We start from the raw sequence: 22895 nt of genomic DNA, 5'->3' as shown, positions 1-22895 counted from the left end.
GTTAGGATGGCGATGCGGCGTCGCTCGATGCGGGCCGCAACGCTTAGGAGGCATGACGTGCAAAGGTTTTCGAATTCGCTTGGATTCATGGCTCGTATGGGGCTCGCGGGGCTCGTCGTGATGGCGTCCGTCGCCGGGTGCGAAGGTGACGTCGCCACCACGTCCACGGGCTCGGGCGGCAGTGTGAAGTGTGGCAACGCGGTCGTCGAAGGCGACGAGGCGTGTGACGATGGCAATGACGTGAGCGGTGACGGTTGCGAGGCCGATTGCTCTTACTCGTGCGACAACAGCACGCCAGAAACCGGAAATGTGAAATGCGACGACGGTAACTGGTGCAATGGCCCCGAGACGTGTAGCGACGCCCACGTCTGCACGCCTGGGCAAAACGCGGACGATGGCACATCGTGTGGCAATGGCCAAATCTGCATTGCGGGCGCCTGTCTTGCCGACATCTGCGGCGATGGATATGTCAACGCAATCGAAGAATGCGACGACGGAAACATGATGGACGGCGACGGCTGCGATTCCTGCCAGTTCAGTTGCGTCTCGGATGACCCAACGCGCAACTGCTCGAACGTCGATCCGTGCATGGGCACCACGTGCGACGACGCTACGCATACCTGCGGCAATCCCATTGGCGATGGCGACGTCTGCGCGCTGGCATCGGTCTGCGTTGGTGGCGCCTGCTCGCCCACGGTGTGCGGCGACGGCGTCCAGCATCTCGGTGAAGCCTGCGACGACGGCAATACCGTCGATGGCGATGGCTGCCAAGCCGATTGCACGCTGCTCCCCTCGGGATCGGTCTGCGGCAATGGCATGCGCGAGGCTGGCGAGCATTGCGACGACAGCAATACGACGAACCTCGACGGCTGCGATTCCGCGTGCAAATTCGAGCACGTACAGCGCGCCACGTGGCTCAAGCTGCAATTTGGCACAGAAGCTCCGTTCTGCCCCGTGAATCAGCTCGGAGGCGCCATTTCTGCCGCGGCGCAAGGCCAGATTCAAGGCTCGATCGACATGGGCGTTCAAAACGGTTCTATCAGCGTCTTGTTCAAAACGCTCGGCCTCGACGACGCCAGCGGCAAGGCCGATCCCAAGGTCGAGGTTGGCGTATTGGCCGGATCGCCCGTCATGGGCGCCATGTACGACGGCACGAGCGATCTCGATTGGTGGTACACGATAAGCCAGCTTTCCATCGATGCGAACCGCAATCCGCTCGACAAGCTCGTGGGCTACGTTTCGGCGAGTACGCTGCATGCGGGTCCGGGTAACCTCACGCTCGCCATCAACTTCGCGGGCACGCCTGCGACGCTCAGGATGAGCGGCGCGCGATTGACGGCATCCATTGGCGCGGTGAGCACGCCGCTTATGTCGGCGGGCACGACGCCGGGCCACCTTGCATCGGAGAACCTCGACCCGGCGCTGCAGACGTATGCGAGCACGGGGCAACCGGAGGACACGGGTGCGGGCAAGCTATGCGGCAATGTTGGTGCGACGTCGCTCGACAAGGTGCCCATACCGGCGGACCTCGCGTCCGGGGGCCAGCTCGCCTGCGATCAGGGATACACCGTGCAAAACTCGTTGCTCGACGTCATCGTTGGCGGATGCAACGTATTCGGCATCGTCAGCGTTATCAGCCCAACCCAGCCCGATCAGGTTGATTCAAGCGCGCCGGTCGCGGGTGCGGGCGGCCCATATACGCTCGTGGCGAACGGTATGACGAAGATCGTCGACGGCTGTCGGGATGCGAACAACCAGAGCGTCGACTTCGCTACCTGCCTCGAGGCTGCGGCGTATTCTTCCTACTTCAAATTCGCGTCCGGCCGCGTGATTGGCAAATAGGGAAGACGCTTTTCCGGCGGCCTACTTGCACTGCATATCGCGCGAGGGTTCGCGGTTGCATTCGTTTCGCTCGCCCATTGACACCCCTGTGCGCCCGCTGCGAGCATGACTGCATGCATCCAGTCCTTGCTCTTGCGCTTCTCGGTTGCGTTTTCCTCACCAGCGGCTGCGGCGATGGGTCGTCCACTGCGACGAGCGGCACCGGTACCGGCGGCAGCGGCGGCGCTGGCGGTGACGGTGGCGCCGGGGGCGATGGCGGTGCTGGCGGAAGCGGCGGCGGGCAAAGTGGCGATGCCCGTGTCCATGTCGTGCTCTTCACCCACATCGAAGACAATTCGCCTGGAGGGATGCTCGGGGCGCCAGAGAATCGGCAGCAATACATTGGCCTGCGCGGCAAGCTCATCGAAATGGCGGAGCTTGCGCAAAAACACAACCTTCAATGGGTCTTTCAACCCGATTGGAAAATCCTCGAAGCTGCACGCCTTTACGAGGACGCACAAACGACAGCGAATACGGGCGGCAAGAACTTCCTCCGATACATGCACGATGACCTCGGCGTGGTCATCGACCCGCATTCCCACGAAAATGGCGGCTACAATTACACCGACGTTGCCTACTTGCTCGAGCTGCTCGAGGTCGGTGGGAGCACCGTCATTGGCGGTCATATTTGGGATCCGGCACTGCCGCAATTTCAACAGTGGGATCGTTTTCGGAGTCCGGTCCCTGGACTCAAATACCCCATGGCGAGCTGGCGCGGCGATATCTTGATTGGTGCCGGCACCCCGATGCACGTCAATGACCCGCTCGTCAGCGGCGCCTGGCGTCCCAAAGACCGCGACAATTTCTTCATTGACGACCCGGCCGGAAACATCATCGCATTCGGGGCCTGGCACAATCAAGTGGCGGGCGTCGAGGAGCTCGTGGGCCTATACGCCAGCGGGACCGCTCCCGCGAACGCACTGCTCACGGCATCGTGGAACATCAGGCCCGCGGACATCACGGCGCCGGGGGGTCTTGCGAACATCGAGACGACGGTTTTGGTGCCCATCGCGTCGCTGCGCGACAAGGGGTCGGTCGTCGTGACGGATTTCACGACGCTCGTACAGACATGGACCACGCAATACGGGGGCAGCGCATTCTTGTATCAGCCGTAATGACGGACGACCGATGCGTGAGCGTTTGTCTCTGCTGCGTCCAACGAACCCCATGCCGCCAAGACAAACGCCTCACCCCCAACCCCTTTTTGTGAAACCTCCCGCCTCCCAGCCCCTTCCAAAAAAAGTGCACGCCTCACGCAACTCTTCCGCCGCCGAAACGATGGACCTATGTGCACACCACCATCGTCCTCCAGCCCGACCACCCCTCGTACCCAGCTTCCCTCTACGTGCTCGGTAAACCCGACAAACCACCGCCCACCCTTTACCTGCGCGGTACGCTGCCCCTTCAGCCCGCCGTCGCCATCGTCGGACGCCGCGCCGCCAGCCGCGAAGCCGCCGCCTTCACCCGCTCGCTCGTCCACGACCTCGCCGGCGCCGACCTCTCCATCTGGTCCGGCGGCGCCGTCGGCGTCGACGCTGCCGCTCACCTCGCCGCGCTCGAAGCCGGCACTCCCACCGTCGTCGTCATGGGCGCAGGCCTCGATTGCCCCTACCCACCCGAACACGTTCGCCTCTACGAACGCATCCTCGACACCGGCGGCGCCCTCCTCTCACGCCTGCCCGATCCCTATCCACCACGCCCCTTCAACTTCCTCGCCCGCAACCAAATCCTCGCCGCCCTCACCCTCGCCACCATCGTCGTCGAAGCCGGCCTCCGCAGCGGCGCTCGATCCACCGCCGCCTGGGCCCGCCGCCTCGGACGACCCCTCTGCGTCGTGCCTCATGCCCCTTGGAGCCACGCCGGCGCCGGCTGCGCCGAAGAGCTCGCTCGAGGCGCCCGTGCCGTAACGTCCGCGGCCGACGTCCTCAACACCCTCGGTCTGCCCCCACCGTCGAAAAACCGCTCGATGTCCCACCCTACCACGCTATCCGGACAAGCCCGATTGTCCTTCCCTGCCACCATGGGCGAACCTGATCAAGTCCTGCTGCACGCGGTTCGTCAGACCGCTCCTTCGCCCAACTTGGAACTTGGAACCTTCGAGCAAACCGTTTTGAGTGCTATAGGTTACGAACCTATGCACATAGATGTAATTTGTGACACCGTTGGAGCCCCTCTGCCTGCCGTGGTTGGGGCACTCTTGACGTTGACACTGCAGACCGTAGTAGTAGAGGGCCCCGCCGGCTGCTACCGGAGGGGCGTCCGGTAGGCAGGGCTAGAGGCTGCCGCTCGAACGGCCTTTGGCCCTTCGGTTTTTTCCCTCGTTTTTACGCAGCGTGGATCAGTAGGTGGTGATGACCAAGACACTCGTCATCGTGGAGTCGCCGGCAAAGGCGAAGACGATCAAGAAGTACCTGGGTACGGGCTTCGACGTCATTGCCTCGAAGGGGCATTTGAAGGACCTGCCCAAGAACCAGAACGCCGTCGACGTCGCCAAGGACTTCACCGAGAAGTACGAGGTCATCGAGGGCAAGGAGAAGATCCTGGAGGAGCTCAAGGCGGCGGCGAAGAAGGCGGACACCGTGCTTCTCGCGACCGACCCTGATCGCGAAGGTGAAGCGATCGCGTTTCACATTTCCGAAGAGATCCAGGACGACAAGCTCAAGGTGGCGCGCGTCGAGTTTCACGAGATCACCAAGCGCGGCGTCGACCAAGGGGTGAATCATCCGCGGCCGCTCGATGCGAACTTGTACGACGCGCAAAGGGCGCGCCGCGTGCTCGATCGCATCGTCGGCTACGACGTCTCGGCGCTCGTTTGGTCGAAGCTCGCGTTCGGTCTGTCCGCGGGTCGCGTGCAGTCCGTTGCGCTGCGCCTGATCACCGATCGCGAGAAGGAAATCGAAGCGTTCGTCCCGCAGGAATACTGGAACGTTTCGGCGACGCTGTCCGCTCCGAATGGGTCGTCCTTCGGCGCAAAACTTGCCGGCGCAAACGGCGAGAAGATCGAGGTGACGAACGGCGAGCGCGCTGCCGACGTGAAGCTCGACCTGGAGACCGCGAAGCTCAAGGTCGCTCGCGTGACGAGGCGCGAGCAGAAGCGCAATCCGCCGGCGCCGTACACGACGTCGAAGCTGCAGCAGGACGCGACAAACCTTCTGCACTTCGGCGCCAAGCGCACGATGCAGATCGCGCAAGCGCTCTACGAGGGCATCGATCTGAAGCAAGACGGCGGCCCCGTCGGTCTCATCACGTACATGCGTACCGACTCGACACGCGTCAGCGACGACGCGATCGCCGAAGTGCGCACCGCCATCGAAAAGCGCTACGGCAAGGCGTTCGTTCCGGACAAACCGAACGTCTACAAGACGAAGAAGAGCGCGCAGGACGCGCACGAAGCGATTCGTCCGACGAACGTCGACTTGCATCCGGACTCGATCAAGAAGCACCTGAAGGACGAGCAGTACAAACTCTACAAGCTCATCTGGAACCGCTTCGTCGCGTCGCAGATGACGCCTGCGGTCTACGATCGAACGACGGTCGAGATGCAGGCGAAGACGACGCGCCCGGATGCGCTTCATCGCGAGTACCTGCTTCGTTCGACGGGCCGCGTGCTCAAGGCGAGCGGGTGGCTCGAGGTGACCGAAGGGCAGCGCGAGTTTGCGGGCGACGAAGAGACCGACGCGCAAGCAGCTCCCGAAGCGCCCGAGACCGAAAAGACGGTTGCAGCGCCTGCAGAAGAAGACAGCGATGCGCTCTTGCCGGAGCTCAACGAAGGTGACGAGCCGAAGCTCGTGAGTCCGCCGGGCGTGTTGACGGAGCAGAAGTTCACGCAGCCGCCGCCGCGGTACAACGAAGGATCGCTGGTGCGCGAGCTGGAAAAACGCGGCATCGGACGGCCTTCGACGTACGCGGAGATCATCAGCAAGGTGCAGCAGCGCGCGTACGTGGAAAAACTCCCGGGCGGCGCGTTCCAACCGACGATGCTCGGCAAGTTTGTCGTGGACGGGCTTGTCCGTTCAAACCTCGACTTCATGGATCCGAACTTCACGGCGCAGATGGAGGAGGAGCTCGACGAGGTTGGTACGGGCAACCTGAAGCGCGAAGCGCTGTTGAAGCGTTTTTACAAGCGTTTCCGCGAGCAGCTCGACAAGTCGAAGAAGCTCGCATCGTGGAAGCCTCCTTCGGAGAAGACCGACATCGTCTGCGAAGAATGCGGCGATGGTTTCATGGTGAAGAAGTGGGGCAAGAACGGTTGGTTCTTGAGCTGCGAGCGGTATCCGAAGTGCAAAGGCACGCGCGATCTCGGCGTCGATGGAACCTCGGCTGCATCGGTGCGCGAGACCGACATTCACTGCAACGAGTGCGACAAACTCATGGTCGTACGCAGCGGGCGCTACGGCGACTTCTTGTCGTGCACGGGTTATCCGAGCTGCAAGAACACGCGCCCGGTGCCGCTCGGTGTGGCGTGTCCGCAGTGCGGAGGTGATCTCATCGAGGTTCGTCCGCGCAAGAAGGGCGGCCGCACGTTCTACGGATGCTCGAACTTCAACGCCGAGCAAAAGTGCGAGTTCAAGCTTTGGGCGAAGCCTGTGCCCATTCCGTGTCCCGCATGTGGAGCGGAGTTCCTCACGCGTGCAGGTGGCAAGACGCCGATGCTCGTGTGTGCAACGAAGGAATGCTCGCACAAGCAAGAGCTGACCGAGGAGATCGAGGCAGATCTTGCGGCGAGGCCGATCGTGGCGCCGAAGGGCGGGCTTGCTCCGCGGATTCCGCGCGACGATGAAGACGACGAGGGGTCGTCGAAGTCGAAGGCGAAGGCCAAGGCGTCCGATAAGGACAAACCGAAGGCCAAGGCGAAGGGCGACGACAAACCCAAGGCGAAGGCCAAGGCGAAGAAGCCCGTAGCCAAGAAGGCGGCCGAAGCCAAACCTGCTGGCAAGGCTTCCGGCATGAAGATCATCAAGCGCAAGGCTGGTGATGGCCGCAGCGCGCGAGCCTCCGACTAGCCTCCTCACCCTCCTCACCCCCCGGCCCCCTCTCCCTGCGTAAGGGAGAGGGGAGAGGCGGGGGTGTTGTTTTTTCTCTCCCCCCGGGCCCGCGGGGGGGGGGGGGGGGGGGGGGAGGGGGGGGGGGCGGCCCCCGGGGGGGCCCGGGTTCGCCATGACAAACTCCGAGCTTTCGTTCGACGTGACCATCGTCGGAGCTGGCCTTGCTGGTTGCGAGGCTGCGTATCAACTCGCCGAGCGCGGCTTTCGCGTGCGTCTCTTCGAGATGAAGCCCGCCAAGCGCACGCCCGCGCAAACGACCGATCACTTCGCGGAGCTCGTCTGTTCGAACTCGCTGCGCGGAGCAGCGCTCGCGAACGCCGTGGGGCTGCTCAAGGAAGAACTGCGTCGCTGTGGGTCGCTCGTGATGCGCAACGCGGACCTGACGGCGGTGCCCGCGGGCGGTGCGCTGGCGGTCGATCGGGAAAAGTTTGGTGCGGAGATGACGGCGGCGATGCGTGAGCATCCGCGCATCACGGTGGACAACCGCGAGGTCACGGAGATACCGGCCGAGCGTCCAGTGATATTGGCCACGGGGCCGCTCACGTCGGATGCGCTTGCGCAGAGCATCGCAGCGGCCGTTGGGGCGCCTCATTTGGCGTATTACGACGCCATCGCGCCGATCGTGGCTGCCGACTCGATCGACCAGACGAAAGTGTGGAAGCAGTCGCGCTGGGGCAAGGGAACGGGCGAGCGGGACCCGGCGCGCAAGATGATGGCGGAGGACGCGGAAGAGTCTGGTGATGAAGCGTACGTAAATTGTCCATTCGATGAGGCGCAATACAAAGCTTTCGTCGCGGCGCTCGTTGCGGCGGAAAAGATGGAGGCGCGGTCGTTCGAGGATGTTCGGTACTTCGAGGGGTGTTTGCCGTGTGAGGTCATGGCGGAGCGTGGCGAGCGGACGCTGGCGTATGGTCCGATGAAGCCGGTGGGTTTGGTGAACCCGCATACGGGCAGGCGTCCTTATGCGGTGGTGCAGCTTCGGCCTGAGGATCGGGCGGCGACGGCGTACAACTTGGTCGGTTTTCAGACGCGGATGAAGTATCCCGAGCAGGCGCGGGTATTTCGGATGATACCGGGTCTCGAACAAGCCGAATTTTTACGGTTTGGCTCGGTACATCGAAATACGTTCGTCGATGCGCCCAAGGTGCTTGGTCCTGGGATGGAGCTTCAGGCGATGCCTGGGGTTTTCGTGGCTGGGCAAGTGGCTGGGGTGGAGGGGTATGTGGAGAGCGCTGCGGCGGGGTTTTTGTGTGCAGTGATGCTCTCGCATCGATTGGCAGGAAAAACCATTGTAGCGCCTCCAGCGACGACGGCATTGGGTGGCATTTTGACGCATCTTGGTCGCGAGCAGCCCAAGTATCAGCCGTCGAACATTACGTGGGCGCATATTCCGCCGCTCGAGGACCCAAAGCAGAGAAAGCTCGTCAAACGAGCTCGGTACGAGGCGATGGCGGCGCGGGCGCTTTTGGATTTGGAGCCGTGGCGCGTGGCGGCGTTGTGAGGGGGCAGCAGAGCCGCCCGTTGCCCAGATGGTCGAACCCATGTAGCATGCTCGTATGGTCGACGGGGGTTCAGAAGCGGACAGGCAGCGCCAGGTAGGGCGACATCGGCTGACGATCGAGCCGCCGGATTTGATTTACCTGCACATCGATGGCGATGTCGATCTCGAACACATCAAAGCTTTCGTCGCTGCAATCCGCGAGCTCCCATCGTCGACGAAGGTGTATGTGCTTCGGGACGCTCGGAAATCGGGCCTCATCACGCTCAGGGCACGTGAATACGTTCTGAAACACGTGGAATCGGGCAGGGTGGGTGCATTCATCAGCTTCGGCGCCCCGTTCCATGTGCGCACGATGATTACGATGATTGCCAAAGCCGTGCGACTGCTGCGTGACGGCTCGCTGGTCGTTGGATTCACCGACACCGAAGCCGAAGCGCGCGCGTGGATCGACAGGGTTCGCGCCGGCGAACGCACCTGACGCGCACGCGGCAGGCGTACGCCGAGGCATATCTCCCACGATTGAACGAGCTGCCTCGACGACGCCCCCGATTACCCATTGTCGGTTTTTTGCCGTATCAAGATTGTATCAAGATTTCCGCCTCGGTGCTCTGGACGGCTTGTTGCAGAGTACCATGCGCCCGTCATGGACGCCGATCACGCGAAGTCCCCCGATGCCGCTGCACATGCACCGGCCCATCCAGCTCGATTGCCTTTGCTCCTCGGAGCGCTTGGCGTGGTTTTTGGGGACATTGGCACGAGTCCTCTCTATGCCATCAAGGAATGCTTCAGTCCGCACAGCTCGCATTACGTCGACCCCACACCGGCCAACATTCTTGGCATTCTGTCGCTTGTTTTTTGGTCGTTGACGCTGGTCGTGACGGTCAAATATCTGACGTTCATCTTGAGGGCGGACAATCACGGGGCGGGCGGAGTTTTGGCACTTTTGGCGCTCGTCCCGCGCCGCAAAGGTGGAGGCGCGGCGACCGGACCGCTCGTGCTGCTCGTGCTGTTCGGCGCGTCATTGCTGTATGGCGAAGGCGTCATCACGCCGGCCATTTCGGTGCTTTCCGCCATGGAGGGGCTGGAGGTGGCGACCGTCGAGCTGAAACCGTTCGTAGTTCCGCTCACGGTGTTCATCTTGTTGGCGCTTTTTCTCATGCAAAAGCACGGCACCGCGGGCATTGGAAAAGTATTCGGGCCGATAACGCTCCTCTGGTTCGTGACGATTGCCATCCTCGGCATTCGCTGGATCGTGGTGCACCCGAGCGTTCTTGCGGCCGTCAATCCCGTCCATGCCATTACATTTTTCATGGCGCACCGGCTGCACGGCTTTTTGCTCCTCGGCGCGGTTGTGCTTTGCATTACAGGATGCGAGGCGCTTTATGCCGACATGGGGCATTTTGGCCGCCGTCCCATTCGTACAGTTTGGTATGTTGTCGTATTTCCTGCGCTCTTGCTCAATTACTTTGGACAAGGCGCGTGTTTGCTCGAGAACCCTGCGGCCGTGACGAATCCATTCTACGCGCTGGTGCCTTCCTGGGCGCTCTATCCCACGGTGGGGATTGCCACGGCTGCCGCCATCGTCGCATCGCAGGCACTCATTTCGGGCGCTTATTCGCTCACGCAGCAAGCCGTGCAGCTCGGGTATTTCCCTCGAGTGACCATCATTCATACATCGAAAGAAACCGAAGGGCAGATCTACATTCCCGAGATCAACAGCGCGCTGCTCGTCGCCTGCATTTGGCTCGTCCTCGAATTCAAAACGTCGAGCTCGCTGGCGGCGGCGTACGGAATCGCCGTCACGGGCACGATGGCAATCACGACGATCGTCTATTTCGTGGTCGTGACGCAGCGTTGGCATTGGCCCCTTTGGAAGGCGCTGCCGCCCGTGATGCTCTTCCTCGGTATCGACCTTGCCTTTTTTACCGCAAATACGGCGAAATTATTTCACGGCGGATGGTTCCCGATCGCCATGGGGACCGTCATTTTCACGGTCATGACGACATGGAAAACAGGTCGCCGATTCCTCGCTCAAGCTTTCAAATCGAACATTCTTCCCATTGACGCGTTCATCGAGGACGTGCAGCGAACGAAACCGCAACGCGTTCCGGGAACGGCGGTATTCATGGCGTCGAACCCTCATGGCATTCCGCCCGTGCTCCTTCACCATTTCAAGCACAACAAAGTACTTCACGAGCAAATCGTTTTTCTTTCGGTCGTGAACCAAAAGGTGCCCGAGGTACCACCCGACGAACGTATTACGGTCGAACACTTGGGGCACGGGTTTTACCGGGTGAAGGCACTTTACGGATTCATGCAAACGCCGAACGTTCCGAACGTCCTCGTCGCATGCAAAGAGCACGGGCTCACCGTCGAGCTTCACGACACGAGTTATTACCTCGGGCGCGAGACATTGCTGACGACTGGAAACTCGCGCATGATGAAGTGGAGAAAAGCGCTCTTTGCGTTCATTTCACGCAATGCACGGCCGGCGACGGCGTACTTCGGTTTGCCCCCGGGACGCGTGGTCGAGCTCGGCATGCAGATTGATTTGTAAGCGGTAATCGTCGTTCTTGCTGCCGTTACGACGAGCCTTGAATCTTGCCCGCGATGAGCTTACGAAGAACGAGCGACCGTGAGCACTTCGCGATGAAGAATTCGACCACAGATGCACCGACCGAGGATGATGGGAGACCCGATCCCGATGTGTTGTTACGTCGCGCGAAGGAAGCGGAGGCTCTCGAGAAGCGCGCTCGAGGAAGTGGAGACGTCATCAGCGGCAATCCCACGGCGGACGAGAAGACGGAAAAAATCATTGTAAAAAAGCCGCCCGCGGCAATGACGTCGTATGTGCTCGCGGCGCTCATCGTCGCTGCGGCGACGGGTATTGCAGCCACGGCCAAGGCCGTGTATGCGGTGCCGGATATCGAAGTATTGTATTTCGTCGCCGTCATGGTGGCTGCGGCATATCTGGGGCGAGGGCCTTCGATTCTCGCCGCGGCGCTTTCGGTCGTCGCGTACGATTTGTTTTTCGTGCCACCGTTTCACCTGTTGGATGTTGCCGATGGGCGATATTTATTGACTTTCTTGATGATGTTCGGCGTGGGATTTTTCATCAGTGAATTGACCGCGCGCATTCGCAGGCAGGAGCAAGATGCTCGGCATCGCGAGGAGCGTACGGCGGCGCTTTATGCGCTCAGTCGCAATCTCGCGGCTGCTGCCGACGAGCTCGGGATTGCAGAGATCGTCGCGCATCAGGCAGCGGGGGTATTCGGTGCGCCCGCGATGGTTCTGCGCGTGAATGAAAGTGGCGAGCTGCATACGCTGGCAGCCGAGCCGGCTTCGACCGTCGCGGATACCAAGGAGCTCACCGTGGCACGCTGGGCGCTCGAGCATGGGCGATTATGTGGTTTTGGAACGGACACGCTCCCCGGCTCGAAAATCGTATGCGCTCCGCTCAGCGTGGGCGGCTCGGTCCTCGGCGTGCTCGCGCTCGCTCCAACGTCGCCGCTCGGGGTGGAGCAACGGGCGTTTTTGGAAGCATTCTGTCGTCAATCGGCATTTGCGCTGGAGCGCGTGCGGCTTTCGACCGAAGCGAGGGCCGCCGCATTGCGCGCAAAAACGGAAGAAACGCGCAGCGCATTGCTGTCCGCAGTTTCGCACGACCTCAGAACACCGCTCGCTTCGATTACGGGCGCCGCAACTGCGCTCCGCGACGATCGAGGACTTGGCGCGAATAGTCGCACCGAGCTGCTCGAGACCATTTGTGACGAAGCCGAACGCCTCGAGCGCCTGGTCGCCAATTTGCTCGACATGACGCGGCTCGAATCCGGTCCCGTCGCTTTGAAACGCGAGTGGGTCCCGTTCGAAGAAGTGGTTGGCTCGGCACTGAACCGCCTCGAACGATATCTTGGAGAAAGGCCCATACAAATCGATTTGCCTGATTCGCTTCCGCTGCTTTCGGTGGATGCGGTTCTTTTCGAGCAAGTATTCGTCAATTTGTTGGAAAATGTCTCGCGCTACACTCCCGCGGGATCACCGGTCGAAATCGCAGCGCGCAGGGTCGATGATGCTGTCGTTCTCGAAATACGAGATTCCGGTCGAGGGTTTGTCCCGGGGACCGAGGAACGCGTTTTCGAGAAGTTTTTCCGGGGCGAACATGCCGGCAAATCAGGCGCTGGACTCGGGCTTCCTATTTGCAGAGCGATCGTCGAAGCACATGGAGGCGTCATTTCTGCAGAAAATCGCCCGAGCGGCGGCGCCCTCGTGCGTATCGTTCTGCCGCAGGTCGGGCAGGTTCCCTCCATTCAGTCCGTCCAATCGACCGCAGACGAGGTATCCCCATGACCGATCCTCGCGCGCTGGTATTGGTCGTCGAAGACGAACCGCAAATGCTGCGATTCATGCGCGCCACGCTTGGTTCGCACGGCTATAGGTTGCTCGAGGCAAGCACGTCGGCCGAAGCATTGATGCTCGCGACGACACATAACCCGGAGCTCGTCCTTCTCGATCTCGGGCTCCCCGACGGCGACGGAATCGATGTCACGCGGCGAATTCGTGAATGGAGCCGCATGCCGATCATCGTCATCTCTGCCCGCGGCCGAGAAGACGACAAGGTGGCGGCGCTCGATGCCGGCGCAGACGATTACTTGACAAAACCTTTCGGCGTGAACGAACTATTGGCGCGTATGCGCGTTGCGTTGCGCCACGCTCGAGGCTCGAGCGCCACGAAGGCCGTGCAAGTGTTGGAGTTTGGCGAATTGAAAATAGATTTGGTGCGCCGCGAGGTAACGATTGCTGGTCGTGAAGTGCACCTTACGCCCATTGAATACAAGTTGCTCGTGCTACTGGCTCAGCATGCCGGCAAGGTATTGACACATCAGCAAATCTTGAAAGAAGTATGGGGGCCAGTGTATGCAAATCAGGCGCATTACGTGCGCGTGCACATGGCCGAGTTGCGGAAGAAGATCGAATCGAACCCAGCACGACCCAAATTGCTGGTGACCGAGCCGGGCGTTGGATATCGATTGCGTGATCGAGGGGCGGAAGGTGCCCCGTGACGGTTCGGCTCACCCCGTTTCAATCGGCGTGTCCGTTCGGCTGCCCCATTCGGTCCACGAGCCGTCGTACACGGGTGCTTCGGGCAAACCGGCGAGTCTCATTCCGAGCGAAAGAATGCAGGCCGTGACGCCCGTGCCGCAACTCGTCACGACGGGTTTGCTTCCATCGATACCCGCCTTTGCAAATCGCTCCCGCAATGCATCCGGCGGCAGGAACGTGCCGCCCGGGCCGAGCAATTGGGCATAAGGTAAATTCATGGCTCCAGGGATGTGACCCGATCGGACGCCCGGGCGCGGTTCGGGCTCTGTCCCTGCAAATCGCCCCGCTCCACGCGCATCGAGCACGATTTCAGCTTTCGTCGCGAGATTGGCGAGCATGTCCCCCACGCCTCGCAGGCGCTGCGCACGAAACGCAGCCGAGAATTTCGTGGCAATCGGCGCAGATGGCTCGCCCGATTGCAGCACACGCCCTTCGTTACGCCATTTCGGGAGCCCTCCATCCAGCACGGCGACGGCATCGTGTCCGAAAAGTCGCATGAGCCAATACCCTCGCGCCGAAGAAGCAATGCCTTTTTGATCGTAAAACACCACGCGCATGGTATTCGTCACGCCCATGTCCCCCATGAGCCGTTCGAATCGACCGACGGACGGCACCATGTGTGGCAAATGAGTGTCCTTGTCTGCGACTTCATCAATGTCGAAAAAACGTGCACCTGGAATGTGCGTCGCGATGAATTCATTGCGACCATCACGATTTTCGTTCGGGAGATACTTCGTCGCATCGAAGATGACGAGGTCGTCCTTGCCCAATTCAGCGGCGAGCCATTCGGTGCTGACGAGAGGTTCCATGAGGTTTCCTTTTGCTCGATGTCCCGATCATCTCGGTCGAGCATGGTGATTCCACAACTCGGCTCCGGTTGCAACTGGGGCGAGCACATGAGTACGCTGCAAAACAATGATGCGGCTACTCGCACTAAAAAATGAAAGCCTGGGTGATACTGTGAAGTCGGCAAAATGGAGTTACCAAACGCGCGCATTTCTTGATATCGTGGTCCAATGAGCGGACTCGATACATCCGAAACGAGAAAACGAACGAGACGGAAGTTGGGCGCGGTCCTTGCTGCCGCGGCACTTTTCGCGGTGGGCGCGACGGCGCCGGGCTGCACGAGCGACGAAGTAACGGCTGCGCAAGCATGCGCCGAGACGCGACAGCTCTTCGCCGAGCAGGTTTGGCCCATCCTGAATGCGAAATGCACCGGGTGCCATGCTCCAGGCGGGTCTGCTGCCACGGGCGACAACCCGAAATCGCGCGCTGCGGCATTCGTGCTCGAATGGGACGCGTACCCGGACTTTCTCGATGTGAACTTGGACCAAGTCAGCCGTATGGTGAGCGAGCAGATCGACGGCGTACCCAAGTTTTTGGTCAAGCCAACCGGCGGCGATACGCACGTCGGCGGTGCCGTCATTGGGAAAGACAGCGCCGAATACAAGCTCTTCGAGCAATTGGCGAAACAAGTTCAGGCGACCGCTGGCACGTGCGGCGGCACCATCGTCGATCCGCTCGCGGGCGTCGAAGTCGATGGCTGGGCGACGACATTTCGCCGTGCCGCCATCATTCTGGGTGGGCGATTGCCGGCGGACGGCGAAAAAGGCATTTCCGACGAAGCGAGCTTCGACAAGGCGCTCGACGCGCTCATGACCGAGCCTGGATTCATGCGGCACGTCAAAGAATCGTGGAACGACGTGCTTTTGACGAATGCAGGCGGCGATGTGCAGGTCGGCCCGTTCCAATTCAGGCTCGAAGACTTTCCCGCCATGAGCGTTTGGCGCGACGGACCTGATCCGCAGTGCGCCTTCAAGCCAGATTACGATCAATGCGTGTACGAGTATTATACTCATTGGGGGACGGTCCGGGATGCGCTCATCGAAGAGCCATTGGCCTTGATTGCCAACGTGGTTCAAAAGAACGCCCCGTTCAGTGAAATCCTCACGGCCGATTACACGATGGCCAATCCTTGGTCGGCCATTGCATACAACGCCGCGAATCAATTTCCTGCGCCGACGTACGATAACTTTGGCGAGTGGAAAGAAATCAAAGTCGTTGGTAACGAGCGCGGGCCGGTGCCTCATGCCGGCGTCCTCACGACACCCGCGTTCCTTGGGCGGTGGGTCAGCACGGAGACGAATAAAAACCGCGCACGGGCGAGAATGGTGTACAAGGCGTTTCTTGCGACCAACGTTCTCGCGCTCGCGCAAAGGCCCGTCGACACGACGGCGCTCACGGGCATTGCCAATCCGACCCGCAATGCGCCTGCGTGCGCTGTTTGCCATACGCTCATCGATCCGGTGGCGACGTCGTTTTCGAATTATTCGGACACCGCGAATTTCGATTACGATCCCGAAATCACGGCGGCGACGATTCCGCACCAAGAAATGCTCCCGCCGGGATTCGGCACGGAACGAATTGCTGGGCAAGAATCGGCCCTTCTCCCGGCGCTCGTGAAAATGGTCACGACGGATAGTCGCTTCGCATTGAGCGTCTCGCAAGTCGCCTACAAGGGCATCATGGGCCGCGAAGTCCTACGGTATCCGGACGACCCTGCCGATCCGGCATTCAAAGAAAAACTCGCTGCGTGGGACGCGCAAGACAAATTCCTCCATTCGCTCGCCGAAGTCTTCAGGACGTCGGGGGAGAACTACAAGGAAATCATTCGCGCCATCGTGAAGAGCGCGTTTTTCCGGTTCAAGGGAACGGAGGTGGGCAATCCTCAACTTGCTTTGGAAATCGGTGCGGGAAGGCTCTTACCGCCGGAAATTCTCGATAGAAAAATCGAAGCGGCGGCGGGCATTCCGTGGTCGATCGGCGGCTGGGGCTCGAAGGGGCAACGTCCACACGATTTATACGAACGGTATATGATCTTATACGGTGGTATAGATTCGCTGGCCGTGACCACGCGCCTCACGAGCGCCAACCCGCTCGTGGCGAACATTTCCGAGCGCATGGCGAATGAAATCGCCTGTCGCACGGTGGCGTTCGAATTCACGCAACCGGCAGAATCGAGGACGCTGCTCAAAGGCGTCGAGCGGGACACGACACCCGAAAATGGCGAGGCGAAGATTCGCGCGACGATCGTGGAGCTCTTCGAACGAGCGCTCGGGGAAACACACGGGCCGGACGATCCCGAAATCGACGCGGCATATGCCATTTTCCGCGATACGTACCAGGAGATCTCGACGGCGGGCGATGCGTGGTATCTCCCCTGGGATTGCCTCGGAATATGGAACAGGAAGTCGTCGCAGATTTATTCTTGCGGAACGCCCGGTTGGTTGGATTACGATCCGACCTGCTACGCATTCGACGAGGAACTGCCCGAGGGGCAAAAGATCGATCACGACGACAAATACACGATTGGCCCATGGATGGCCGTCGTCGCTTACATCTTTTCGGACGTCCGCTTCATCTACGAATGAAAGAGCAAGCCATGAAACGACGACAACTCTTGCAACTCGGATCGCTCGGCGCGCTCTCCATGTTTTTGCCGTGGCGGAGCGAAGCCGAAACCGGTGGTTATGGTGGGCCGTACGTGATTGCGCTTCACGCGGCTGGAGGTTGGGATACGACGCTTTTTTGTGACGCCAAAAAGGCGACCGCGAAGATTCAACAAAATCTTTACGGAGATCCCATCAAGCATGGTGCACTGCAAATCGCGCCGCTCGAGTGCAAAAACCAAGGCGTCACGCTCGATACGGTGCAAAACTTCTTTAGCGATTTGGGCAGCCGATTCTTGGTCGTCAATGGAATCGACACCCAAACGAACAATCACGACACCGGCGTCAAGCACGTTTGGAGCGGTAAAACATTCGAAGAGCTCCCGAGCATTGCGGCGTTGCTCGCTGCCGGAGTCGCCGAAACGCAGCTCTTGCCCGTCTCGTACATCAGCTCGGGCGGGTATGACGTCACCGATGGCCTCGTACCGCTCACGCGAATTTCGGGCGGAAACAACCTTTTGCGTGTCGCGCGGCCGAGCATTACGAATCCGAGCGAACAGCAAGCCAATTGGCGCCCGTATTTCAGCGATGCGACGTACGACCGCCTCACGGCCGCTCGCGCAACGCGGCTCGAACAGCTCGCAAAAGCTCCCGGTACGCCGCGCATGGCCGAATCCATTCGCACGTTCAGCGAGGCGCGCGCCGGAGCGGCTGGATTTGCCGCTCTTGCCAATGTTCTTCCCGCCAAACTCGTCGAGGTTGGCGAGGCGTTCCCGAACCTCGGTGGATACAACGACAACGAGCTCGAGCGGTATCTCCAAGCGGTTCAAATGGCGCTGTGCGCATTCAAGTCGGGGCAGGCGACGAGCGCGAGTCTCGCGACGTTCGGATTTGATACGCATGCCTTCCACGACATCGATCACCCGCGTCAGCTCGGGCGGCTCATGCTCACCATCAGGTACTTGATGACCCTGGCAGATTCGATGGGTTTGTCGAATGACCTGTACGTCGTCGTGGGATCGGACTTCGGGCGAACGCCGACGTACAACTCGCAATTCGGCAAGGACCATTGGAACGTCACGAGCATGTTGTTTGCGGGCCCGGGAATTCCGGGCGGGACCGTGATTGGCGGAACGGACGATGAAATGCGGCCGCTTTCGGTGAGCAAGAGCAATCCGAAACAATTGCTCGGATACGATGATCCGGCGGGAACGCGCATTTTGCCGGCGCACATTCAACGAGCGCTGCGCAAGAAGATTGGCATCAGCGCCGCGCTGAGCGACAAGTATGCGCTGCCCGTCGACGCACCGCTCGACGATATGCTGAGCTGATACCCCGCCAATCCTTGGACGCTCGCTTCGCGCGTTGGATGCACGAAGCGAGCGGTCATGCACGCGCATGACGAAGCACGCCGAAGCAAACGATCCGTAATGGGCGGACGATTTCCCAGCTTTCCATCATGGCGTTCAAGAAACGCCGTGATTTGTGCAGGTGCGCGTTTTTTGCCCGAGCGTGCTCGGCAGGATGATTGCCAAGGCCTTCTTCGAAGGGCGATTTTTGCAGATCGCGTTTACTTCGGGAAATTCCTGATCCGATCTCACCGACTGGACTGACAGACAAGGGCCAGAGCAATGGGTATTGTCCGTCGTCGTCGCGGTTGAGGCGGGCTGCGTGCGACGCAATGACGCTGCTCCGGTGGTTCGGGGGCGCTTCATGAGCGTTTTGCAAATCGAAGCCCCGCCCGATGGTGGCATGTTCGATAATCATCTCATTGCGGCCTCGAGGCGGAAGGACAATCCGATGTTGAACGTGGAGCAAGCGTTTGCCGAAGTGGCGAGTGCATATCAAGCATTGACAGGGCGACCCTTCACACCGGTCGGGCGCGAATCGCCGCCCGAGGTCAATCCGCAAGAACAAGCGGAGGCAAATTACAGGCAGTTCAAGCGCCTGATGGAGCAGAGAATGCAAAATGGCGGCGATCCGCGCAAAGTCACACCCGTGGCGCCCGTGCCGCCTCCCATCGACGTGCTCGAATTCGAGCGGGAGGTCAGGGTGCTCGTTGATTTGCCGGGTACGGCGCGGGAGCAAGTCAACGTGTCCATCACGGGTGACGCGCTCACGATTCGTGCGGAGCGAACGAACACTCGAAGTGGCAATGGCAATGGCAATGGTACCTGCCGGCTCGAAGAACGGAGAAAAGGCGCCATGCTTCGTTCGGTCGCATTGCCTCCGCGTGCGCGACGAGACGGCATCGAGGCGCTCTTGCGCGATGGAGTGCTGACGATATCGATTCCGACCGATGGGACTGCCGGCGACAATACGGAGATTCCCATCGAGGTCAAGTGAGCGGCAGTGACGAAAGCCAAATCTACGGCGCGCGGCCGCCCGGCGGGGACTGGTGTGCCCTTGCCAAACCGCGGGGGGGATGCCCCCGCCAAACAAGATTTCCCGCGCGAGAGCGCTGGAATGGTAGTACCGTCACGGAGCAATGATGCTTCGGGGCGTCAAGCAGTCGAAACATCCCTGGTACAGGGGGGTATGACAATGGACCTGAAGACGAACGAAATCTATCGCCTCAATTGCCTCAACGAGTGTCTCTGCGAGACGATCTCCGTCCTCGCCCGCGCTCAGCGCATTGGTTTGCCCTCGACCGGCATGGGCTTGTCCCATACTCCGTTCGTGACGAGCCCCTTCGGCGTTGGCGTGCCGACGGTGGATCCGCGCTCCGTCGTGGAGTATCCCGGATTCTCGCATTCGGGGTATGATTATCGCGGCATGTATCCTTTTGGATACAATACGATCCCGGGCTGGCAATCGACGCCTGGGGCAATTCCCCAGACGTTCGTCGATCCGTTCAACCGTGAGCGAGTCGGCTTCAGCCACACGCCGACCACGCCGTGGCAGATCTCGCCGTACGCTGCCGAAATCGAGCGTCAACGCCTCCAGGCGCTGCTCGCGCGGCAACAATACGAAGCCATGGTCGGTGGCTGGCGCCCGTTCGGCATCTGATCTCCCAATCCCGCTGAATGCATCGAAGCCCCGGTTGTCGTACGACAATCGGGGCTTGCCCTTTTCGTGTTTATGGAGCCACGGTACGAGCCCGAATTTTCTCGCGCTCGCGGTTCCCCCGAACTCGCGCGCTCAAACAGCGGGACCCACCACGAGCGCGAGAAAATTCGAGCTCGTACCTACTTCACCAAGGCGTTCCCGCGGCGCGTGCGTAGCGAGCGTACAAATCCGGGCCTGGCTTCGGATCAACCCCTTCTTTGCATCAACATCCGCAATACCTCATCCAACGTGCTCGCGAAAATCACCGTATCCTCGGCAATCTTGCGCGGTACTCGTTCAGCGAACGTCACGTCGTCACGATTGTCCGCCGGTAGCACGATTTTGCACGGCCGTCGCTCGTACGCCCCTTCAATCTTTGCATCCACGTCGCCAATTTTGCCAATCGTGAGCACATGGTGCGCATCGCAAATCAGCGCGCCGGAAAATGCCATGTTCCTTGGTGGAGAAAACCCGAGCATGGCGCTCGCGAACGCCACTGCAATGGGCAAACCCGCACTGTCTCCGGACGAAGGTTCGTCGTCTTTGGTGATGCGCAAGAAGTAGCGCCGATCGTCCAAATCCCGCACCACACGGTGAGGATACCGCGCCCGGACAAACGATCGTACGGCGTGAAAAATGGCCACCGCTCGCGCGCGCAAATCCGGCGCAACCGATCCGAGCACGTCGTCTGCATCGAGCCCCCCGCGGCCCGTTCTCACGCGCCGGCTGTCCACCCAAAGTTCGTGAATGATTCCACGTACTTCGCCACCTCGACGAAAGGCCGCCGCAGCAAGCACGACGTGCCTTGGCGCCGATTCACGCCGCCCCACGAGCTTTGCATGCGCTTCGTGCACCGACGCTTCTTCCAAATGCCCTCGCGCTTCCACCACGCGCGCAAGCGCCACGAGCGTCGCCGCATCGTCAGGACAAACCGCGTGCCGCGCATCGAGCAGCCGCGCCGCTTCCTCGATACGCGCGTCATCGCCAAGTGCTGCCAGAACGTCGTCTGCCGTCACATCCGAGCGACCACAAAAGCGAACGAGCGCCGCGGCGTCGAGTTTGTCCAGTGCTGCGATGGCGCGCTTTCGCGTTGCCAAAGCGCGCGCCGATTCTTCGCGATTCTCGAGCGCGTCCGCGTAGTACAAAAGATCAACCGGCGTTGCGTGCCCTTCGTCATCGAGCGCCCGGAAAAGCGATTCTGCGCGTGCACTGTCGCCGGCCCAGAGCGTCAGAATGGCCGCTCGTCGCCGGTGTTCCATGCGCTTACGATCATGATGACGCGACGCCAAATGCAAAATTGCTTTGGAACCAAACGGTAATCGATCCAAATGCTCCGGCGGTATGTAGACGAGCCGCAAGACACTCGCGACTTCACGCAGCGTGAGCGCATGCATGCGACGACGAAAAACCTCCAAATACCTCGCCTCGAACGCCTCCGCTATCTGCACATGTCCAAGTTTACTCGCGAGCCGCGCAATACGACGAAGCAGCGTCGGCCTTCGCGTCGCGAGATACGCATGCCGAACCGCTCGCAGCGCCCGCCTTATCCGCTCCACGGTCCCTTCGCGTTCGTAGAGCATCGACAAACACAAAAGCCGCTCGACATCGCTCGCCAGACCCGGTTCGTCCGCAAGCCGCTCGAGCGTCACGATCGCTCCGCGAATGTCATGCGCTTGTTCGAGCAAGAATGCTCGCTCGAGCATCGCAAGCTTGTAGAGCGAGCGCGCTTCGGTTCTCGCACGCAGCGCGACTCGATCGACGATCCGAAGTGCTTGCTGAAGGTTCCCGGAAAAACTCAAACGAAAAGCATGTTCGAGGTCCGACATGCCCGGTGGCGTCGACCCCGAATCCGACCCGTTCGTCGTCGGGCGAGCCGCTGGATCCGCCCGCAAACTCGCCTCGAAAAGCCGCCCCAATTCGGCAAGCGCCGATGGCTCAGACGGCTTGCGCGCTGCCATTTCTGCGTGCAGTCGAATGGCCGCTCCAAGCTCGCCTCGCTGATGGTGAATGGCTGCCAAAAGCGCCAATGCCGGCTCGTCATTCTTCGTGAGCGCAAGCGCCACGCGAGCTTCCGCCTCGGCGCGATCCGACAATCCCGCCTCGAAACAAAGCCGAGCGATCGTCAGATGCGTCCGCGCACGCCGAAGCGCCGTTTCAGTCGTACCTGGCTCGATTTGCCCCCGCTCGGGGTCGATTTCGAGCAGTCGGCTCAGTTGACGAACGAGCTCGTCGTCGAGCCCCTCGGCCACGACGCTCTCGTCGAGGTTCGACGCAGTCTCGACTGGCGTACGCACGTTTCCTCGCGCTTGGGGTAATGCCATCCTCCGCGGGCCTACGCCGTGTGCATTCGCGGCCGGGATGACTCCATCATCGGAAGCTTGCTATCGGATCGCGCATGACGTCGCAATTCGAGCGCACGATCGATGACCGCAAACAAGGCGCTTTCAGATGCCCCTTTCGGCACCCAGCCAATACCCAATTCCGCCAGACGCAATTCGAGCGCTCGGGCAATCGGACCGCTCGTCACGACCGCCGGTACGCCCAGGGAAGCTGCGTCGAGGATCAGGCGAAAGCCGCCTTGCGAATGTCCGGGCAAACAAAGATCGCCGAAGACGAAATCGGGATGCCTGGTCAGCAATGCTTCGAGCGCCGAGGGCACATCGCCCGCTTCAATCGCGACGGCCGGGGCGAGTTTGTCCACGATGAGCGATGCCATGAGGCGCCGTCGGGTCGGATCTTCGTCCGCCACCAAAATTCGCATGGGCGTTTGTCGGCGTGGTTTGTCGCGTCCAGACCGAGGCTCACTTGCATCGCGCATGGGGTCCTCCGAACGTACCTCGAAGGCGGAGTTGGCCACGGCGAGCCGCCCGG

At 60.8% G+C, this 22895-nt stretch carries 16 protein-coding genes; 13 read left to right on the top strand and 3 right to left on the bottom strand.

Features of this window, described 5'->3' with window-relative positions:
- Positions 1-57: 57 nt before the first annotated feature.
- From IPM54_42520 to IPM54_42480, 9 genes are all read left to right on the top strand, one after another.
- Positions 58-1842: a DUF4215 domain-containing protein gene (locus tag IPM54_42520; GenBank protein ID MBK9266451.1), complete on the top strand. Its 1785-nt coding sequence runs from the start codon at positions 58-60 to the stop codon at positions 1840-1842.
- Between the two features lie 113 nt (positions 1843-1955).
- A complete protein-coding gene (locus IPM54_42515; GenBank protein MBK9266450.1) occupies positions 1956-2996 on the top strand; it encodes a hypothetical protein in 1041 nt (346 codons plus the stop codon).
- Between the two features lie 173 nt (positions 2997-3169).
- Complete coding sequence (locus tag IPM54_42510) at positions 3170-4147, top strand: DNA-processing protein DprA (GenBank protein MBK9266449.1); 978 nt, start codon at positions 3170-3172, stop codon at positions 4145-4147.
- A gap of 85 nt (positions 4148-4232) precedes the next feature.
- On the top strand, positions 4233-6884 hold the full coding sequence (gene topA / locus IPM54_42505; GenBank protein ID MBK9266448.1) for a type I DNA topoisomerase: 2652 nt from the start codon (positions 4233-4235) through the stop codon (positions 6882-6884).
- A 154-nt stretch (positions 6885-7038) separates the two neighbouring features.
- Entirely contained in the window at positions 7039-8427 is a 1389-nt protein-coding gene (gene trmFO / locus IPM54_42500; protein MBK9266447.1) for a methylenetetrahydrofolate--tRNA-(uracil(54)-C(5))-methyltransferase (FADH(2)-oxidizing) TrmFO, read from the top strand.
- 55 nt (positions 8428-8482) lie between these two features.
- Positions 8483-8905: a hypothetical protein gene (locus tag IPM54_42495; protein ID MBK9266446.1), complete on the top strand. Its 423-nt coding sequence runs from the start codon at positions 8483-8485 to the stop codon at positions 8903-8905.
- Positions 8906-9070: 165 nt separating this feature from the next.
- Positions 9071-10984, top strand: coding sequence for a potassium transporter Kup (locus IPM54_42490; GenBank protein MBK9266445.1), 1914 nt, complete (start codon positions 9071-9073; stop codon positions 10982-10984).
- A gap of 92 nt (positions 10985-11076) precedes the next feature.
- Complete coding sequence (locus IPM54_42485) at positions 11077-12774, top strand: DUF4118 domain-containing protein (GenBank protein ID MBK9266444.1); 1698 nt, start codon at positions 11077-11079, stop codon at positions 12772-12774.
- Complete coding sequence (locus IPM54_42480; GenBank protein ID MBK9266443.1) at positions 12771-13487, top strand: response regulator; 717 nt, start codon at positions 12771-12773, stop codon at positions 13485-13487. Before IPM54_42485 ends, IPM54_42480 begins: the two co-directional genes overlap by 4 nt.
- A 9-nt stretch (positions 13488-13496) precedes the next feature.
- On the opposite strand, the gene sseA is transcribed toward IPM54_42480, so the two are convergent.
- Positions 13497-14336, bottom strand: coding sequence for a 3-mercaptopyruvate sulfurtransferase (gene sseA, locus IPM54_42475; protein MBK9266442.1), 840 nt, complete (start codon positions 14334-14336; stop codon positions 13497-13499).
- A 207-nt stretch (positions 14337-14543) separates the two neighbouring features.
- Here sseA and IPM54_42470 point away from each other — a divergent pair, with 207 nt between their 5' ends.
- The 4 genes from IPM54_42470 to IPM54_42455 all read left to right on the top strand — a co-directional run bounded on the left by IPM54_42470 (position 14544) and on the right by IPM54_42455 (position 19985).
- Positions 14544-16958 (top strand): DUF1588 domain-containing protein, encoded by a 2415-nt coding sequence (locus tag IPM54_42470; protein ID MBK9266441.1) that lies wholly within the window; start codon positions 14544-14546, stop codon positions 16956-16958.
- 11 nt (positions 16959-16969) lie between these two features.
- Entirely contained in the window at positions 16970-18307 is a 1338-nt protein-coding gene (locus tag IPM54_42465) for a DUF1501 domain-containing protein (protein MBK9266440.1), read from the top strand.
- Positions 18308-18689: 382 nt separating this feature from the next.
- Positions 18690-19322: an Hsp20/alpha crystallin family protein gene (locus IPM54_42460; protein ID MBK9266439.1), complete on the top strand. Its 633-nt coding sequence runs from the start codon at positions 18690-18692 to the stop codon at positions 19320-19322.
- Between the two features lie 198 nt (positions 19323-19520).
- The gene (locus tag IPM54_42455; GenBank protein ID MBK9266438.1) at positions 19521-19985 is read left to right on the top strand and encodes a hypothetical protein; all 465 of its coding nucleotides are present in this window, start codon (positions 19521-19523) and stop codon (positions 19983-19985) included.
- A 245-nt stretch (positions 19986-20230) separates the two neighbouring features.
- Here the strand turns inward: IPM54_42455 and IPM54_42450 are convergent, their stop codons facing one another.
- Complete coding sequence (locus tag IPM54_42450; GenBank protein ID MBK9266437.1) at positions 20231-22318, bottom strand: hypothetical protein; 2088 nt, start codon at positions 22316-22318, stop codon at positions 20231-20233.
- Between the two features lie 38 nt (positions 22319-22356).
- Positions 22357-22842, bottom strand: a complete 486-nt coding sequence (locus IPM54_42445) for a hypothetical protein (GenBank protein MBK9266436.1) — start codon at positions 22840-22842, stop codon at positions 22357-22359.
- Positions 22843-22895 lie beyond the last annotated feature (53 nt).

This window comes from Polyangiaceae bacterium (assembly GCA_016715885.1).
In the GTDB taxonomy this organism is placed as follows: domain Bacteria; phylum Myxococcota_A; class Polyangia; order Polyangiales; family Polyangiaceae; genus Polyangium.
This window is presented reverse-complemented; position numbering and strand designations above follow the sequence as displayed.

Bases quoted from the DNA above. Each gene is read 5' to 3' on its own strand.
- topA (MBK9266448.1), top strand. From the start codon at position 4,233: ATGACCAAGACACTCGTCATCGTGGAGTCGCCGGCAAAGGCGAAGACG.
- IPM54_42485 (MBK9266444.1), top strand. From the start codon at position 11,077: ATGAAGAATTCGACCACAGATGCACCGACCGAGGATGATGGGAGACCC.
- IPM54_42515 (MBK9266450.1), top strand. From the start codon at position 1,956: ATGCATCCAGTCCTTGCTCTTGCGCTTCTCGGTTGCGTTTTCCTCACC.
- IPM54_42470 (MBK9266441.1), top strand. From the start codon at position 14,544: ATGAGCGGACTCGATACATCCGAAACGAGAAAACGAACGAGACGGAAG.
- IPM54_42480 (MBK9266443.1), top strand. From the start codon at position 12,771: ATGACCGATCCTCGCGCGCTGGTATTGGTCGTCGAAGACGAACCGCAA.
- IPM54_42460 (MBK9266439.1), top strand. From the start codon at position 18,690: ATGAGCGTTTTGCAAATCGAAGCCCCGCCCGATGGTGGCATGTTCGAT.
- trmFO (MBK9266447.1), top strand. From the start codon at position 7,039: ATGACAAACTCCGAGCTTTCGTTCGACGTGACCATCGTCGGAGCTGGC.
- IPM54_42455 (MBK9266438.1), top strand. From the start codon at position 19,521: ATGGACCTGAAGACGAACGAAATCTATCGCCTCAATTGCCTCAACGAG.
- IPM54_42490 (MBK9266445.1), top strand. From the start codon at position 9,071: ATGGACGCCGATCACGCGAAGTCCCCCGATGCCGCTGCACATGCACCG.
- IPM54_42495 (MBK9266446.1), top strand. From the start codon at position 8,483: ATGGTCGACGGGGGTTCAGAAGCGGACAGGCAGCGCCAGGTAGGGCGA.
- IPM54_42445 (MBK9266436.1), bottom strand. From the start codon at position 22,842: ATGCGCGATGCAAGTGAGCCTCGGTCTGGACGCGACAAACCACGCCGA.
- IPM54_42465 (MBK9266440.1), top strand. From the start codon at position 16,970: ATGAAACGACGACAACTCTTGCAACTCGGATCGCTCGGCGCGCTCTCC.
- sseA (MBK9266442.1), bottom strand. From the start codon at position 14,336: ATGGAACCTCTCGTCAGCACCGAATGGCTCGCCGCTGAATTGGGCAAG.